The 13,687-nt window shown below is 54.7% G+C and carries 14 protein-coding genes; 10 read left to right on the top strand and 4 right to left on the bottom strand.

The window, feature by feature from the left end:
* Positions 1–30: 30 nt before the first annotated feature.
* Positions 31–2,067: a lytic transglycosylase domain-containing protein gene (locus DY252_RS13000; protein ID WP_064789136.1), complete on the bottom strand. Its 2,037-nt coding sequence runs from the start codon at positions 2,065–2,067 to the stop codon at positions 31–33.
* 208 nt (positions 2,068–2,275) lie between these two features.
* On the opposite strand from DY252_RS13000, the gene dapA reads away from it, so the two are divergent.
* The 4 genes from dapA to DY252_RS12980 all read left to right on the top strand — a co-directional run bounded on the left by dapA (position 2,276) and on the right by DY252_RS12980 (position 4,990).
* Positions 2,276–3,157, top strand: coding sequence for a 4-hydroxy-tetrahydrodipicolinate synthase (dapA, locus tag DY252_RS12995; RefSeq protein WP_064789137.1), 882 nt, complete (start codon positions 2,276–2,278; stop codon positions 3,155–3,157).
* A 17-nt stretch (positions 3,158–3,174) separates the two neighbouring features.
* Positions 3,175–3,651, top strand: coding sequence for an SsrA-binding protein SmpB (smpB, locus tag DY252_RS12990; protein WP_008891158.1), 477 nt, complete (start codon positions 3,175–3,177; stop codon positions 3,649–3,651).
* A 123-nt stretch (positions 3,652–3,774) separates the two neighbouring features.
* On the top strand, positions 3,775–4,434 hold the full coding sequence (locus DY252_RS12985; protein ID WP_064789276.1) for a sulfite oxidase-like oxidoreductase: 660 nt from the start codon (positions 3,775–3,777) through the stop codon (positions 4,432–4,434).
* Between the two features lie 64 nt (positions 4,435–4,498).
* Complete coding sequence (locus tag DY252_RS12980) at positions 4,499–4,990, top strand: glutathione peroxidase (RefSeq protein WP_064789138.1); 492 nt, start codon at positions 4,499–4,501, stop codon at positions 4,988–4,990.
* A gap of 41 nt (positions 4,991–5,031) precedes the next feature.
* Here DY252_RS12980 and recQ read toward each other — a convergent pair whose 3' ends face one another.
* From recQ to DY252_RS12965, 3 genes are all read right to left on the bottom strand, one after another.
* Positions 5,032–6,864, bottom strand: a complete 1,833-nt coding sequence (gene recQ / locus DY252_RS12975; RefSeq protein ID WP_064789277.1) for a DNA helicase RecQ — start codon at positions 6,862–6,864, stop codon at positions 5,032–5,034.
* Positions 6,865–6,883: 19 nt separating this feature from the next.
* Positions 6,884–7,525: a uracil-DNA glycosylase gene (locus DY252_RS12970; protein WP_064789139.1), complete on the bottom strand. Its 642-nt coding sequence runs from the start codon at positions 7,523–7,525 to the stop codon at positions 6,884–6,886.
* 84 nt (positions 7,526–7,609) lie between these two features.
* A complete protein-coding gene (locus DY252_RS12965; RefSeq protein WP_008891152.1) occupies positions 7,610–8,218 on the bottom strand; it encodes a LabA-like NYN domain-containing protein in 609 nt (202 codons plus the stop codon).
* A 199-nt stretch (positions 8,219–8,417) separates the two neighbouring features.
* On the opposite strand from DY252_RS12965, the gene folK reads away from it, so the two are divergent.
* From folK to acpS, 6 genes are all read left to right on the top strand, one after another.
* Positions 8,418–8,966: a 2-amino-4-hydroxy-6-hydroxymethyldihydropteridine diphosphokinase gene (gene folK, locus DY252_RS12960; protein WP_082923512.1), complete on the top strand. Its 549-nt coding sequence runs from the start codon at positions 8,418–8,420 to the stop codon at positions 8,964–8,966.
* Positions 8,967–9,075: 109 nt separating this feature from the next.
* Positions 9,076–9,408 (top strand): DNA-directed RNA polymerase subunit omega, encoded by a 333-nt coding sequence (rpoZ, locus tag DY252_RS12955; protein ID WP_008891150.1) that lies wholly within the window; start codon positions 9,076–9,078, stop codon positions 9,406–9,408.
* Between the two features lie 142 nt (positions 9,409–9,550).
* Positions 9,551–11,695 (top strand): RelA/SpoT family protein, encoded by a 2,145-nt coding sequence (locus DY252_RS12950; RefSeq protein ID WP_063089421.1) that lies wholly within the window; start codon positions 9,551–9,553, stop codon positions 11,693–11,695.
* A gap of 177 nt (positions 11,696–11,872) precedes the next feature.
* Positions 11,873–12,535 (top strand): DUF2062 domain-containing protein, encoded by a 663-nt coding sequence (locus DY252_RS12945; protein WP_231959728.1) that lies wholly within the window; start codon positions 11,873–11,875, stop codon positions 12,533–12,535.
* Positions 12,532–13,281: a pyridoxine 5'-phosphate synthase gene (locus DY252_RS12940; RefSeq protein WP_008891147.1), complete on the top strand. Its 750-nt coding sequence runs from the start codon at positions 12,532–12,534 to the stop codon at positions 13,279–13,281. The genes DY252_RS12945 and DY252_RS12940 overlap by 4 nt, the downstream gene beginning before the upstream one ends.
* The gene (acpS, locus tag DY252_RS12935) at positions 13,282–13,677 is read left to right on the top strand and encodes a holo-ACP synthase (protein ID WP_064789141.1); all 396 of its coding nucleotides are present in this window, start codon (positions 13,282–13,284) and stop codon (positions 13,675–13,677) included.
* Positions 13,678–13,687: the final 10 nt, after the last annotated feature.

The raw sequence follows: 13,687 nt of genomic DNA, 5'->3' as shown, positions 1-13,687 counted from the left end.
AGGACAGGCGGAAGATACCCCCGACTATCCTTATTCGGTATCCTGTGCTGCGTCGCTTTGGCCCATTGCGATCTCGTCCCGGGCAAAACGTCGGCGATAGACATAAGTTCCTTCCATCACACGCTGAACGTAATTTCGGGTTTCGCTGTAGGGGATCATTTCGATCCAGTCGACCAGATCGACATCCGGGTCGCGTGGATCGCCATATTCGTTGATCCATTGGCGCACACGGGTCGGCCCCGCATTGTAACTGGCAATCGTCAGGACTTCCTGACCATCCCAACGATCAAGAAGGCGGCTGAGATAGGCGCGGCCAACAGCGATGTTGAAGGACGGATCCTCGGTCAGACGATCGGTGTCGTAATCAAGTTTCAGGGACTTTGCCATGCGTTGTGCCGTGGCGGGCATCAACTGCATCAATCCACGTGCGCCAGCAGACGAGATCGCCTGCGGGTTAAACAGGCTTTCCTGACGCATGATGGCATGGACCAGTGCCGGGTCGGGTGCGCGGCCAAGCGGAACCTGTTCATGGATCGGATAGGCGGCATCGAGATAGCCACTGCCAGTCCGGATGCTGCGTTTGGCGGCAAGAATGCCCAGATCGGTGCGGCCATATTCACGCGCCAGATCGGTCGCCATGGCGAGGTATTCCGGTTCATCATGTTCGTAAACCAGTGCCATGATGAACGGCCGGATGATATTACCAAGGCCCATCGCGCCAAGCTTGCGAACAACCTGGGTCAGTTCCTGTGCCTCGAATTCGGCACGCTGTTCGGCGGTCGGGACCGGCTGTTCAACCGAATAGGATGGCTTGCTGCCCAGTTTGTCGATGGCAAGCTGACCATAGAAGGTATGGGCATGTTCGGCCGCGATTGCGTACCATTCCTTGGCGCGTTTCTGATCGCCAAGCGCCTCGTTGGCACGCCCGGCCCAGTAGGAGCCGCGCGACAGGCTGATCGGGTATTGAACGACATCATAAAGGTTCTGGAAATGGGTCAGCGCGATGTCGGCATCACCCAAAAATTCAAGCGCGATCCAACCCGCATACCATTCGGCCTCGGCGATATCGCCCGGATCAACCTGCCCATGGTTGGCGACCAGCCGATAGGCATCGGTGATATGGCCCTTTTGCAGGGCGCGGCGGGCCAGAATGGCCTTTTCCAGCCACCAGTATTGCGGCCGGATCGAGATATAGGCGAGATCATTGGCCTGCGAGAGCAGAAGATCACGCGCATCCTGATCACGGTCCTTTTTGCGGCGCCAGCGCACACGTTCATAAATCAGGCCGGGATCATCGCGGTATTTTTCCGGTACGCGATTTATCGCACCGTCAACACCGCCACTCATGGCGCGCAGGGCGGCGCGCGCCTCGGCCAGGCGACGGTAATCGTCGCTAACATATTTCATCATACGCGCGGCAGTCGTCAGACGGCCTTCCCATAACAGGCGATCAAGGCGCTGTTGGTGGGTTTCCTGATCAATGTACTGGCCATAGCGATCAAGGAAGCGGCGTTCCTGGCCGCTGCCGAAATTCTCGTTAATCCAGCTGTGGCGGACCAGTGCGATGGCCGCCGATTCCTGTCCGGCACCCAGTAACGCCTTGATCTGGCGCGTTGCGCCATCAGCGGTCACCGGGGCCGATCGTTTGAACCAAGCCAGGATTTCGTCATCGGGCACGGCATCGGTCATGGCTTCTTCGGCGCGCTGTCTTAGCAGCGCCTGATTGGGCCATTTCGGATGGGCATCGATGAAGGCGGTGATTTCTTCGAAGCTGTGCCCGGAATTGGGGGCGGTCAGCAGCATCCATTCCGCTGCCTTTTGCAGCAGGGGATCGTCAAAATTGGTCAGGAGTTGTTCGAAAATGTCGGTCTTGCCATCTTCAACCGCGTCCAGAAAGGCGTTCAGGCGCGCCCGGCTGACAGCAGAATACAGCGGCGAGGGCGGCTGCGTCTGAAGAACGTTGTCTTCATTCGTTGCGGCCTGCACCTGATAACTGCCTGGTATCAAGATCGAAAAGCCCAGTGCCAATGCGCAGATCGAAATCTTGCGGAAAGACGCTTGCGCCATGTGATGTTCCCCTTGTGCCTTGCGGCAACGAATGCTCTCTCGAGCCGGGCATTATGGCAGCGAAATTGATAAAAGCCAAACAGTCCTGACGGGAATTTTCAGAGCCGATCCCGGATCGCCCGGATTATTGGATACAGTGCTTGCGGGAAACCCCAACAGCGGCTATTTTCGCGACCGCTTTCAATATATCCCGAATTTGGAGATCTCTATGTTTAAGGGTTCAATCACAGCTTTGATCACACCATTCACGCAAGATGGTGCGATTGATGAAAAGGCGTTCCAGTCTTTTGTGGATTGGCAGCTTAAACAGGGCACGACAGGTGTTGTGCCTGTCGGAACCACCGGTGAATCTCCGACCCTTAGCCATGCCGAGCATCATCGCGTTGTCGAACTGGCACTTGAAGTTGCAAAAGGCCGCGGTCCTGTGATTGCGGGAACGGGTTCGAATTCGACCGCAGAAGCGGTGTCGCTGACCCGTCATGCGCAGAATGCCGGTGCGGATGCCGCACTTGTGGTAACGCCGTATTACAACAAGCCGACCCAGAAAGGCCTGTATGCGCATTACAAGGCAATTCATGACGCGACCGATATCCCGATTGTGATTTACAACATTCCGGGCCGTTCGATCGTTGATATGCATGTTGATACCATGGCGCAGCTGGCCAAATTGCCGCGCATTGTTGGTGTTAAGGATGCGACCAGCGATCTGGAACGTCCGGCATTGACCCGCCTGGCTGCGGGTGCCGATTTCTGCCAGCTGTCGGGTGAAGACGGTACGATTGTACCGTTCCTGGCACAGGGTGGTCATGGCTGCATTTCCGTGACTTCGAACATCGCGCCGAAATTGTGTGCCGATCTGCATACGGCCTGGGCTGCGGGGAACATTTCGAAAGTTCAGGAGTTGAACTATCGACTGATGCCGGTTCACAAGGCGATGTTCTGTGAATCCAGCCCCGGACCGGTGAAATACGCAGCAGAGCTTCTTGGCCTGTGTGGCAGCCATATGCGTTTGCCGATGGTCGAGATTGCCGAAGAATCCAAACGCAAGGTCGAAGCCGCACTTAAGAATGCTGGTATTCTCGGCCAGTAAGCGATAACAAGCGTCTTATGGCACCCAAGAAAGAAACAAGTAACAACAAGATTGTCGCGCAGAACCGGCGGGCCCGCTTTGACTTTTTCCTGACGGAAACGTTTGAAGCCGGCATCGCCCTGCGCGGTACCGAAGTTAAATCGCTGCGCGATGGCAAAGGGAATATTCAGGAATCCTATGCCGAAGCGAAGAACGGCGAAGTGTGGCTGATCAACGCTTATATCCCTGAATATCAAAGCAAAATGCCGTTTGGCCACGAAGAGCGCCGACCGCGCAAGCTGCTTTTGCATAAGCGTGAAATCACCAAGATGCATGATGCCCTGAACAAGAAGGGTTTCACCCTTGTTCCGGTCAAACTGTATTTCAATGAGCGCGGTATTGCGAAACTTGAACTCGCCATCGCCGAGGGCAAGAAAAAGGCCGACAAGCGTGAGGCGGTCAAAGAGCGTGACTGGCAGCGCGACAAGGCGCGTTTGATGCGCGACTTTGGCTGATTGAAAGATCGGTCGCGGGCATGTGACTTGCCGTAGCCGTGTGAAAAGAGATTAAATGGCGCTGACATGGTGAACGTGTTGGCGCCATTTTTCGTATGTCGATCATCAACCAAGGAATATCCAGTGACCGAGAGCTTTTCAGGCAAGATCAAAGACAAACTGATCGCGGCCAAGCGCAAGTGGGCCGAAGACGGGCGCTTGATGACCGGCGCACCGGATACTGAGCGTGCGAACCGTTTGCCGCCGGGCCAGCGCCTTGTCACGGATTGGCCGGTTCTGGATCTTGGCATCACGCCGCATGTGTTAGCGGATGACTATCAGCTTGAAATTAACGGGCAGGTCAGAAAGCCGATGACACTGAGCTTTTCCGATCTGCTTGATTTGCCACATGTCACAGCCAAAAACGACATTCACTGTGTGACCAGTTGGTCACGATACGAAAATCACTGGCAGGGCGTGTTGTCAAAGACATTGGCAGAGCTTGTCGATCCATTACCCGATGCGCGTCACGTCCTGTTTACCGCCCATGACGGCTATACGACCAATGTCCGGATCGAACAGTTTCTGGATGATGATGTGCTGTTGGCCCATCATTGGGAGGGCGAGCCGCTGAGTGAAGAGCATGGCGGGCCGTTGCGTGTTGTGATCCCGAAGCTTTATTTCTGGAAAAGTGCCAAATGGGTGAAAAAGATCACCTTTGCCCGCGACGACAAGCCGGGCTTCTGGGAAGAACGCGGATATCACAACAATGCCGACCCATGGACGGAGGAGCGCTATGAATAGGCGGCAATTCGTTGTATTCTTTGTCTTTACTATTGTTGTCGTGAGTTTGTCCTGGAGGGAGACAATGGCATCGGATGATGCGCCATCTGCATACGACTTTTCTTTCCCGGCGATTGATGCCGGTGAAATCCGTCTTTCAGAGTATAACGACAAAGTCGTTTTGCTGGTAAATACCGCCTCGATGTGCGGGTTTACGCCGCAATATACCGGCCTGCAGAAACTGTGGGAAGATTACCGTGACGAGGGGCTTGTTGTCCTTGGCGTCCCGTCGGCCGATTTTGGCGGACAGGAATATAGCGAGGATGCCGATATCCTTGATTTCTGTGAGGTTAATTTTGATGTCGACTTCCCGCTGACATCAAAAACCACGGTCAAAGGCCCGGATGCGCACCCGTTCTATAAGTGGGCGGAGCAGGAATTGGGCGCTGAAAACGCCCCGCAATGGAATTTCCACAAATATCTGATTGGCCGCGATGGCAAGCTTATTCAAAGCTTTGACAGCCGGACCAAGCCGGAAGACGAGGAAATTGTCAGCGCCATTCGCGCAAGCCTTTAGGGCAAAACTGCCAAAAGATGATTTGATGACGGCACGGCGGATTACCGCCGTCCGTCCATGACATCAAGAAATGCCAATCCGTACTGATCAAGCTTTTTGACGCCGACACCGTTGATGGATGCCATATCTTCAAGGGTGCGGGGCTTGAAACGCACCATTTCCCAAAGTGTCCGGTCACTGAAGATTACATAGGGCGGCACGTTTTGGCTGGTGGCCAGTTCGCGGCGTAGCGTGCGCAAACGTTCCCAAAGATCGCGGTCTTCCTCGTTCTCGAATTCGGTATCAAAATCGCGCAGACGCTTTGTCATGGCGCGTTTGCTTTCGCCGGGGTCCTTGCGCATTTCGACGACTTTTTCGCCGCGCAGCACCGGTCGGGACTCCTCGGTCAGATATACGCCACCATGTCCTTCGACATCGACTTCAAGATATCCCATGGCAAGGAGCTGTCGGAAGACCGAGCGCCATTGCGGCTGGGCAATATCCTTGCCAATGGCATAAACCGAAAGCTTGTCATGGCCGTTTTGACGGATTTTTTCGGTCTTGCGGCCCATCAGGACTTCTATCACATGTGCCGGGCCAAAGCGTTGGCCGGTGCGATACACCGCCGACAGCGCCTTGCGTGAGGCCTGGGTGGCGTCCCAGGTATCAACCGGTTCAAGGCAGGTGTCGCAGTTGCCGCAAGGCTCGTGGCGATCTTCGCCAAAATAGGACAGGATCACCTGACGGCGGCAACGGGTGGTTTCCGCAAGACCAACCAGCGCATCGAGTTTACGCGATTCAATGCGTTTTTGGGCTTCGGGTGCGTCGGAACCGGCCACCATGCTTCGGATCGAAACAATATCGGACAGATCGTAATTCATCCACGCATTGGCCGGCAGTCCATCACGCCCGGCACGCCCGGTTTCCTGATAATAGGCTTCCATGCTTTTGGGCAGATTGAGATGGGCGACAAAGCGGACATTGGGTTTGTCGATCCCCATGCCAAAGGCCACAGTGGCACAGATGATCAGCCCGTCTTCACGCAGGAAGCGATCCTGATGCAATTGGCGTGTTTCCTGTGCCAGACCCGCATGATACGGCAGGGCAGGCCGACCATTTTCCGAAAGCCATTGCGCGACGTCTTCGGTTTTACGTCGTGACAGGCAATAGACAATCCCGGCATCCTTCGCATGTTCGCGATTAAGGAACGACAGCAGGCGTTGCTTGGCATTGCCCTTGGTTTCAATGCGATAGGTGATGTTCGGGCGATCAAAACCGGTGATAAAGCACTGTGCATCGGTCAGATGCAGGTTTTCGGCAATGTCTTTGCGGGTGGGCGTATCGGCCGTTGCGGTCAGGGCAATGCGCGGCACATGGGCAAAGCGGGTTGGCAGTAAATCAAGCCGGCGATATTCCGGGCGGAAATCATGGCCCCATTGCGACACACAGTGGGCTTCATCAATCGCAAACAGTGAAATGCTGATCCGGTCGAGCAGGTTCAAGAACCGGTCAGAGGCAAAACGTTCCGGCGCCACATAGAGAAGATCGATATCACCATCGACGGCACGCGTTTCAATTTCGCGCGCGGCATCGGGGGCAAGGGTCGAATTAATAAAGGCGGCCTTGACGCCCAGCTGATTAAGCGCATCGACCTGATCCTTCATCAACGCGATCAGCGGGGATACGACAACAGCCGTTCCCGGACGGCAGAGGGCTGGCACCTGATAGCAAAGCGACTTGCCGCCACCGGTTGGCATCAGGACCAGTGCATCATTTCCAGCGATAACATGATCAATGATTTCAGCCTGTTGGCCGCGAAAGCTGTCATAGCCGAACACCTCTTGCAGAACGTCAATCGGCTGACGTTGTACAGGTCGGTCGAGAAGGTCGGGCATGGGCAATGTATCGGGCAAATTAACCGTCCAGATGTGCGCGAATTCCGGCAAAGACGTTTTCAAACATCTCTGGCGTCAGGCGATAGGTCTGGGTGTTGTAGCGCGAACAGTGATAGCTATCAAACAATGTGATGCCATTTTCCATTTTATGCGATGCGCCATGGCCAAATTTCAGCGATGAAAGCTTAAGCCCGAAGGTGCGCAGCATCGCCTGATGGGCCACCTGCCCAAGGCAAAGAATGGCCGACAGGTTCTTCATGGCGTCAAATTCGCTGATCAGGAACGGGCGGCATGTATTGGCCTCTGGCCCGGTGGGCTTGTTTTCCGGGGGCACGCATTTGACCGCGTTGGTGATGCGGCAATCAAGCAGTTCAAGGCCGTCATCCGGGCGTTTGTCATAGGTTCCCCTAGCAAAGCCGAACTTTTTAAGCGTTTCATACAACAGATCACCAGCATAGTCGCCGGTGAAGGGGCGGCCAGTGGCATTAGCCCCCTTAAGCCCGGGGGCAAGGCCGACGATCAGAAGGCGCGCATCAAGCGGCCCGAACGGACGCACCGGCCCGTTGTAGAATTCGGGAAATTTTTCCTGATTCTTGCGGCGGAATTCCACAAGGCGCGGGCAAAGCTGACAATCGATATCGGGTTGCTGATAGGCGGTCATGGCAAGTCTGACGTTTTGCCGGTTACAGTGCGGGCTGTAACCGGTGGTGATCAGGGCAGGGTGACGTGCGACGCAGTGTCGCGATCAATCGTAATCGAATTCTTCGAGATCGGGATGTTCAGGATGATCGTCGATATCGGGATGATCGTCGTCGCGGCGCTGCTGAACCTTGCGCGCAATCGTGCCTTCAAGGGCGGTCAGTTCGATAAAGTTATCGGCCTGACGTCGCAATTCGTCGGCAACCATCGGCGGGTTTGATTTGACGGTCGAAACAACAGTGACGCGCACACCTTTGCGCTGCACGGCGTCAACCAGACGGCGGAAATCACCGTCGCCCGAGAAAATTACAACATGATCAAGGTGTTGCGCCATTTCCATGACGTCAATTGCCAACTCGATATCCATGTTGCCCTTGATCTTGCGGCGACCGGCGGCATCGGTAAATTCCTTGGTCGGTTTGGTGACCATGGTGTAGCCGTTATAGTCCAGCCAATCGACAAGCGGGCGGATCGGGGAATATTCCTGATCTTCAATCAGGGCGGTGTAGTAGAAGGCCCGGATCAGCTGACCTTTCTGGGCAAAAAGATCCAAAAGACGTTTGTAATCAATGTCAAAACCAAGGGCACGGGCAGCGGCATAAAGATTGGAGCCGTCGATAAATAACCCGATGCGTTCTTGCGGGTAAAAAATCATCGTTAAATTCCTCAAACATCAAATTTAATTATGCAGTTCCTAAAATACGGAACTTTCAAATACAGACCTTTCATGTTTACCGTGGGTGCAGGGACAAAGAAAGGCGAAAATATCGTGGACAGAGCAGGGTGGCTCCCTTAGATATGCCGTTTTTCCGAACCTTGTCATACGCCCAATCACCGAACCGAAGGTCTTCTTTGTGCGCAATTCTTCACCGTCAGACACCAGCATGATCGCGGATGACGCTATCCTGATTGCTTTCGGTGCAAATTTGCCTACCGAAGAATATGGTGCGCCTGCACAAACATTGAAAGCCGCACTGCGTCGATTGGCCGAAAATGGCGACATTTCGATCGATCAGGTGTCATCGTTTTATGAAACCGCACCGGTGCCGATTTCCGATCAGCCCTGGTATGTAAACGGTGTTGCACGCATTTCGACGGGCTTGTCAGCGCATGATCTGCTTTTGCGGTTGCATGACGTTGAGGCCGAATTCGGGCGTGTCCGGCGGGAACGCAATGCCGCGCGTGTCATTGACCTTGATCTGATTGCCTATGGCCGGGAACTGGTGCGTGAAGAGGGCGGCATTCAGGTTCCGCACCCGCGCATGGCGGAGCGTGCGTTTGTCTTGCTGCCCTTGCGTGACGTGGTTGCCGACTGGGTTCACCCGGTTTTGAACCGCACCGTTGACGATCTGATTTCGGATCTGCCGGCCGATCAGCAGATTCGCAAACAAACGAATGGCTGATAAAGCATGCGAAAACCTGATCGAAAGAGTGGTTTCGCTGTTGCAACACAAGTGATCCGACGCTATAAAGCTCGGTCTGGACACCCCAAAAGTATTTCTGGAGACATTTATGGCGCGCGTTACCGTCGAAGATTGCGTTGACAAGATTCCGAACCGCTTTGAGCTTGTAATGCTTGCAGCTCAGCGTGCACGCAACATCTCGGCCGGTGCAGAACTGACCATTGATCGTGACAACGACAAGAACCCGGTTGTTGCGCTGCGTGAAATCGCCGAAGTAACGGTTGATTTTGACGATCTGCGCAATGGCATGGTGCAGGGTCTGCAGCGGCATGTTGAAGCCGATGAGCCGGAAGAAACCGAAGACGATTTCGGTCCGAAACTGGTTGCTGAAGCTGTTGAAGAAGCTTCCGCTGGCGTTGTTGCTCCGTCGGAAGAAGAATAAGGTCAGACTGGTTTTGATCTGAACCTTTCCAAAAGAAGAGCCACGGTGTTTATCTTCCGTGGCTTTTTTTTGTCCAGATCGTACTATCTTATGAATAGGGAACGCAGACTGTTCCCGGAAATACTTGCGGAGACGCCCCTGAATGATGCGGCAATACGAACTTGTTGAACGGGTTAAGGCATACGACCCCGATGCGTGCGAAACCACGCTGAACCGGGCCTATGTCTATGCGACCCAGAAACACGGTTCGCAAAAACGCGCATCCGGTGACCCGTATTTTTCCCATCCGATTGAAGTCGCAGGCATTCTGACCAATTACAAGCTTGATTGCGACACAATCATCACGGCCCTTCTGCACGACACCATCGAAGATACCGATGCGACGCCCGAAGAGATCACCAAGCTTTTCGGGACCAACATCATGAAGCTGGTCGATGGTGTGACCAAGCTGACCCAGATCGAGCTGAAGTCCGCTGATTCCAAGCAGGCGGAAAACTTCCGCAAGCTGCTTTTGGCGATGTCCGAAGACATTCGCGTGTTGCTGGTCAAGCTGGCCGACCGACTGCACAACATGCGGACGTTGCATTACATCTCCAAGCCGGAAAAGCGCGTGCGGATCGCTGCTGAAACGCTTGAGATTTATGCCCCGCTTGCCGAGCGCATCGGTATGCATGACATCAAGGAAGAGCTTGAAGATCTGGCCTTCCAGCATATCAATCCCGAAGCACGTGATTCGATCCTTGCCCGTCTGGAATTCCTGCGTGAAAAGGATGACAACGTCGTTAGCCGGATTGTTTCCGAACTGACCGAAGTGATTTCACGTCAGGGGCTTAAGGTCGACATTTACGGGCGCGAAAAGCGGCCCTATTCGATCTGGCAGAAGATGCAGCGCAAGAACATCACCTTTGGTGAGCTGTCTGACATCATGGCGTTTCGCGTGCTGGTCGATGACATGCCCAATTGCTACGAAGTGCTGGGCTATCTGCACGCCAATTACAAAGTGGTTCCGGGACGGTTCAAAGATTATATCTCGACGCCCAAACCCAACGGATATCGTTCAATCCATACCACGGTGCTCGGCCCGGAAAATCACCGGATCGAGGTTCAGATCCGCACCCGCCAGATGCACGAGGTCAACGAAAACGGTGTGGCCGCGCACTGGGCCTACAAACAGGAAGCACCGACCGGACAGCAGAAGGAAGGAGTGCAGTATCGTTGGCTGCGTGACCTTCTTGATATTCTTGAACATGCGTCCGAACCGGAAGAATTCCTTGAACATACCAAGCTTGCGATGTTCCAGGATCAGGTGTTCTGCTTTAGCCCGAAGGGCGATGTGATCGCGCTTCCGGCCCGCGCGACCCCGGTTGATTTCGCCTATATGATCCATACCCACATCGGCGATACCTGTGTCGGGGCGAAGGTCAATGGCGCGATGGTGCCGTTGCGCACGGTGCTTAATAACGGTGATCAGGTCGAAATTGTCACCTCCAAGGCGCAAACGCCGAATCCGACGTGGGAACGGTTTGTTGTTACCGGCAAGGCGCGGGCGCGAATTCGCCGCTTTATCCGCCAGCAGCAGGAAGACCAGTACAAGGACCTTGGCAAGGCGATCCTGCAAAAGGCGTTCCGACAGGAAGGCTATGACTATTCCGACAAGGCGCTTGAAGGGGTTCTTAAAATCTTCAAGCAGCCGTCGGTTGATGCGCTTTTGACCCTTGTCGGGGCCGGGCATCATACCGGGCGTGAAGTTGTTCATGCCGTGTTCCCGGGCACCAAGGACAAGGAAACGGCGCGCAAGGTTGTGCCACTTGATAAGGTGCGCGCACGCAAACATGATCACGCCATCCCGATCAAGGGGCTTATTCCGGGTATGGCCGTGCATTATGCTGGCTGCTGCCATCCGCTGCCGGGGGATCGCATTGTCGGGATTGTGACAACCGGCAAGGGTGTGACGATCCATACGATCGACTGCGATACGCTGGAAACCTTTACCGAGCAGCCGGAACGCTGGCTTGATGTCGGGTGGGATAACGAGGGCGAACCGGAACACTTCATCGGCCGCCTTGGATTGACCGTTGGCCACGAGCAGGGGGCGCTCAGTTCAATCACCAGCGTGATTGCCAAGAACCATGGCAACATCACCAATCTGCGCTTTACCAATCGCACGACAGACTTCTTTGAAATGCTGATTGATATCGATGTGGTCGATGTCAAACACCTGACCAATATCATTGCCGCATTGCGTGCCACACCGGTGGTCAATGCCGTTGAACGCGCGCGCGGGTGACGGCGAACTGTAAACGCCTTCACCTTTTAGGCGAATTTGGCGCAAAAGCCTTGCCAATCGCGCAGTCAGCACTTACGCATATGCTTCAAGATTTTAGCATTACGTGATTAGATCCAGAACTGACCCCGCATGTTTCGGCGCCGCAGCAAACCTTCATCCTTTCAGCGTGTACGCAACGTGGTATGGCCGCGCGGCGGATGGCGTCGTTCGTCACAGTATTTTGCCCATCGGGTCGCCCGTTTGCCCGGATCGCCCTATAGCATCGCATCGGGTTTTGCGATCGGGGCGGCGGTGTCTTTCACGCCGTTTATCGGGTTCCACTTTGTCATCTCGACACTGCTGAGCCTTTTGACGCGCAGTAACGTGGTGGCGTCGCTTTTGGGCACAGTGGTTGGCAATCCCTGGACGTTTCCGTTTATCTGGTTGTGGCTTTATACCTGTGGCAACTGGATCCTTGGCGCGCATTCGGCAAGTTCGACAGTGCATTTCGATATGGCGGTGCTGTGGGAATTTGTTGTCCTGGGCCTGAACTATGTCGGCGGCGGGCTTATTTTCGGCAATTGGGATGTCAGCGATCAGCAGGCACTGGGGCAACTTTGGGCCAGCATTGTTGATATCATCTGGCCGATGGTGGTTGGCTGTATTCCGACAACGATTGTTATCTGGATACTGTTTTACTTCCCGATCCGCCGTGCGGTTGTGATTTATCGCCATAACCGCATCTTGCGCCGGATGAAAAAGACCGAGCGCCATGGCCTTGGCCCGATGCTTGAAAGTGCCAAGGAAAAGATCGGAACTGCCGCAAAGCACGCCACCAAAAAGCAGGATGAAACATCATGAATGCGAAGCTGCGCCTCGGGGTCAATATTGACCATGTTGCGACCATTCGAAACGCCCGCGGCGGCGATTTGCCTGACCCGGTGCGGGCAGCAGAACTTGCCAAGGCGGCCGGTGCGGATGGTATCACGGCACATTTGCGCGAAGACCGTCGCCATATCCGTGATGCGGATATGCAGCGCCTGCGCGAAGAAGTTGATTTGCCGCTTAATTTCGAGATGGCGGCAACCGATGAAATGCTGGCCATCGCAATTCAGACCAAGCCGCATGCGGTGTGCCTGGTGCCGGAAAAACGCGAAGAACGCACGACCGAAGGCGGGCTGGATGTTGCCGGTGGGCATAATCATCTGAAACGTTTTGTCTCGGACCTTGGTGATGCCGGCATTCGCGTTTCATTGTTTATCGAGGCATCCGAAGCACAGCTTGACGCGGCCAAAAGCCTTGGCGCGCCGGTGGTGGAAATCCATACCGGGGCCTATTGTGATGCGAAGACCGACGAAGAACGTGCCCGCGAACTGGACCGTATCCGCCATGCTGTGCAATATGGGGCAGGGATCGGACTTGAAATACATGCCGGTCACGGTTTGAATTTCGAAACCGTCAAGCCGATTGCCGCCATGCCGGAAATTGCCGAGCTTAATATCGGGCATTTCCTGATTGGTGAGGCGGTGTTTGTCGGGCTTGAAGCGGCGATTGCCGAAATGCGCCGTTTGATGGATGAAGCACGCACGCAGGCAGGTTATGCGTAAATGATCATTGGGATTGGCACAGATTTATGCGATATCCGTCGGATAGAGGCTACTCTTGAACGCCATGGTGAGCGTTTCATGAAGCGTGTCTTTACCGATATCGAGATTGCGCGTGCCAAACGCAAGCCGCACCGGACTGCTTCGTCGCTGGCCATGGCGTTTGCCGCCAAGGAAGCCTGTTCAAAGGCGCTTGGGACCGGTTTTCGTCGCGGTGTTTATCATAACACCATGGGTGTGGTACATCAGCCCAGCGGCAAGCCCGATATGGTTTTGATTGAAGGTGCGCAAGCACGACTTGAAGAATTGACCCCGGATGGGAAAACTGCCTCTGTGTATGTGACCCTGACGGACGAATATCCGATGGCCAATGCGGTCGTTGTGATTTCGGCAGATTGACAAAAATTGA

It is taken from the genome of Thalassospira indica, assembly GCF_003403095.1.
GTDB lineage: Bacteria > Pseudomonadota > Alphaproteobacteria > Rhodospirillales > Thalassospiraceae > Thalassospira > Thalassospira indica.
Note: the sequence above shows the minus strand (reverse complement) of the source record. Positions and strands in the feature narration are given on the sequence as shown.

Coding starts and splice junctions, on each gene's coding strand:
- DY252_RS13000 (WP_064789136.1), bottom strand. CDS start 2,067: ATGGCGCAAGCGTCTTTCCGCAAGATTTCGATCTGCGCATTGGCACTG.
- dapA (WP_064789137.1), top strand. CDS start 2,276: ATGTTTAAGGGTTCAATCACAGCTTTGATCACACCATTCACGCAAGAT.
- smpB (WP_008891158.1), top strand. CDS start 3,175: ATGGCACCCAAGAAAGAAACAAGTAACAACAAGATTGTCGCGCAGAAC.
- DY252_RS12980 (WP_064789138.1), top strand. CDS start 4,499: ATGGCATCGGATGATGCGCCATCTGCATACGACTTTTCTTTCCCGGCG.
- recQ (WP_064789277.1), bottom strand. CDS start 6,864: ATGCCCGACCTTCTCGACCGACCTGTACAACGTCAGCCGATTGACGTT.
- DY252_RS12970 (WP_064789139.1), bottom strand. CDS start 7,525: ATGACCGCCTATCAGCAACCCGATATCGATTGTCAGCTTTGCCCGCGC.
- DY252_RS12965 (WP_008891152.1), bottom strand. CDS start 8,218: ATGATTTTTTACCCGCAAGAACGCATCGGGTTATTTATCGACGGCTCC.
- rpoZ (WP_008891150.1), top strand. CDS start 9,076: ATGGCGCGCGTTACCGTCGAAGATTGCGTTGACAAGATTCCGAACCGC.
- DY252_RS12950 (WP_063089421.1), top strand. CDS start 9,551: ATGATGCGGCAATACGAACTTGTTGAACGGGTTAAGGCATACGACCCC.
- DY252_RS12940 (WP_008891147.1), top strand. CDS start 12,532: ATGAATGCGAAGCTGCGCCTCGGGGTCAATATTGACCATGTTGCGACC.
- acpS (WP_064789141.1), top strand. CDS start 13,282: ATGATCATTGGGATTGGCACAGATTTATGCGATATCCGTCGGATAGAG.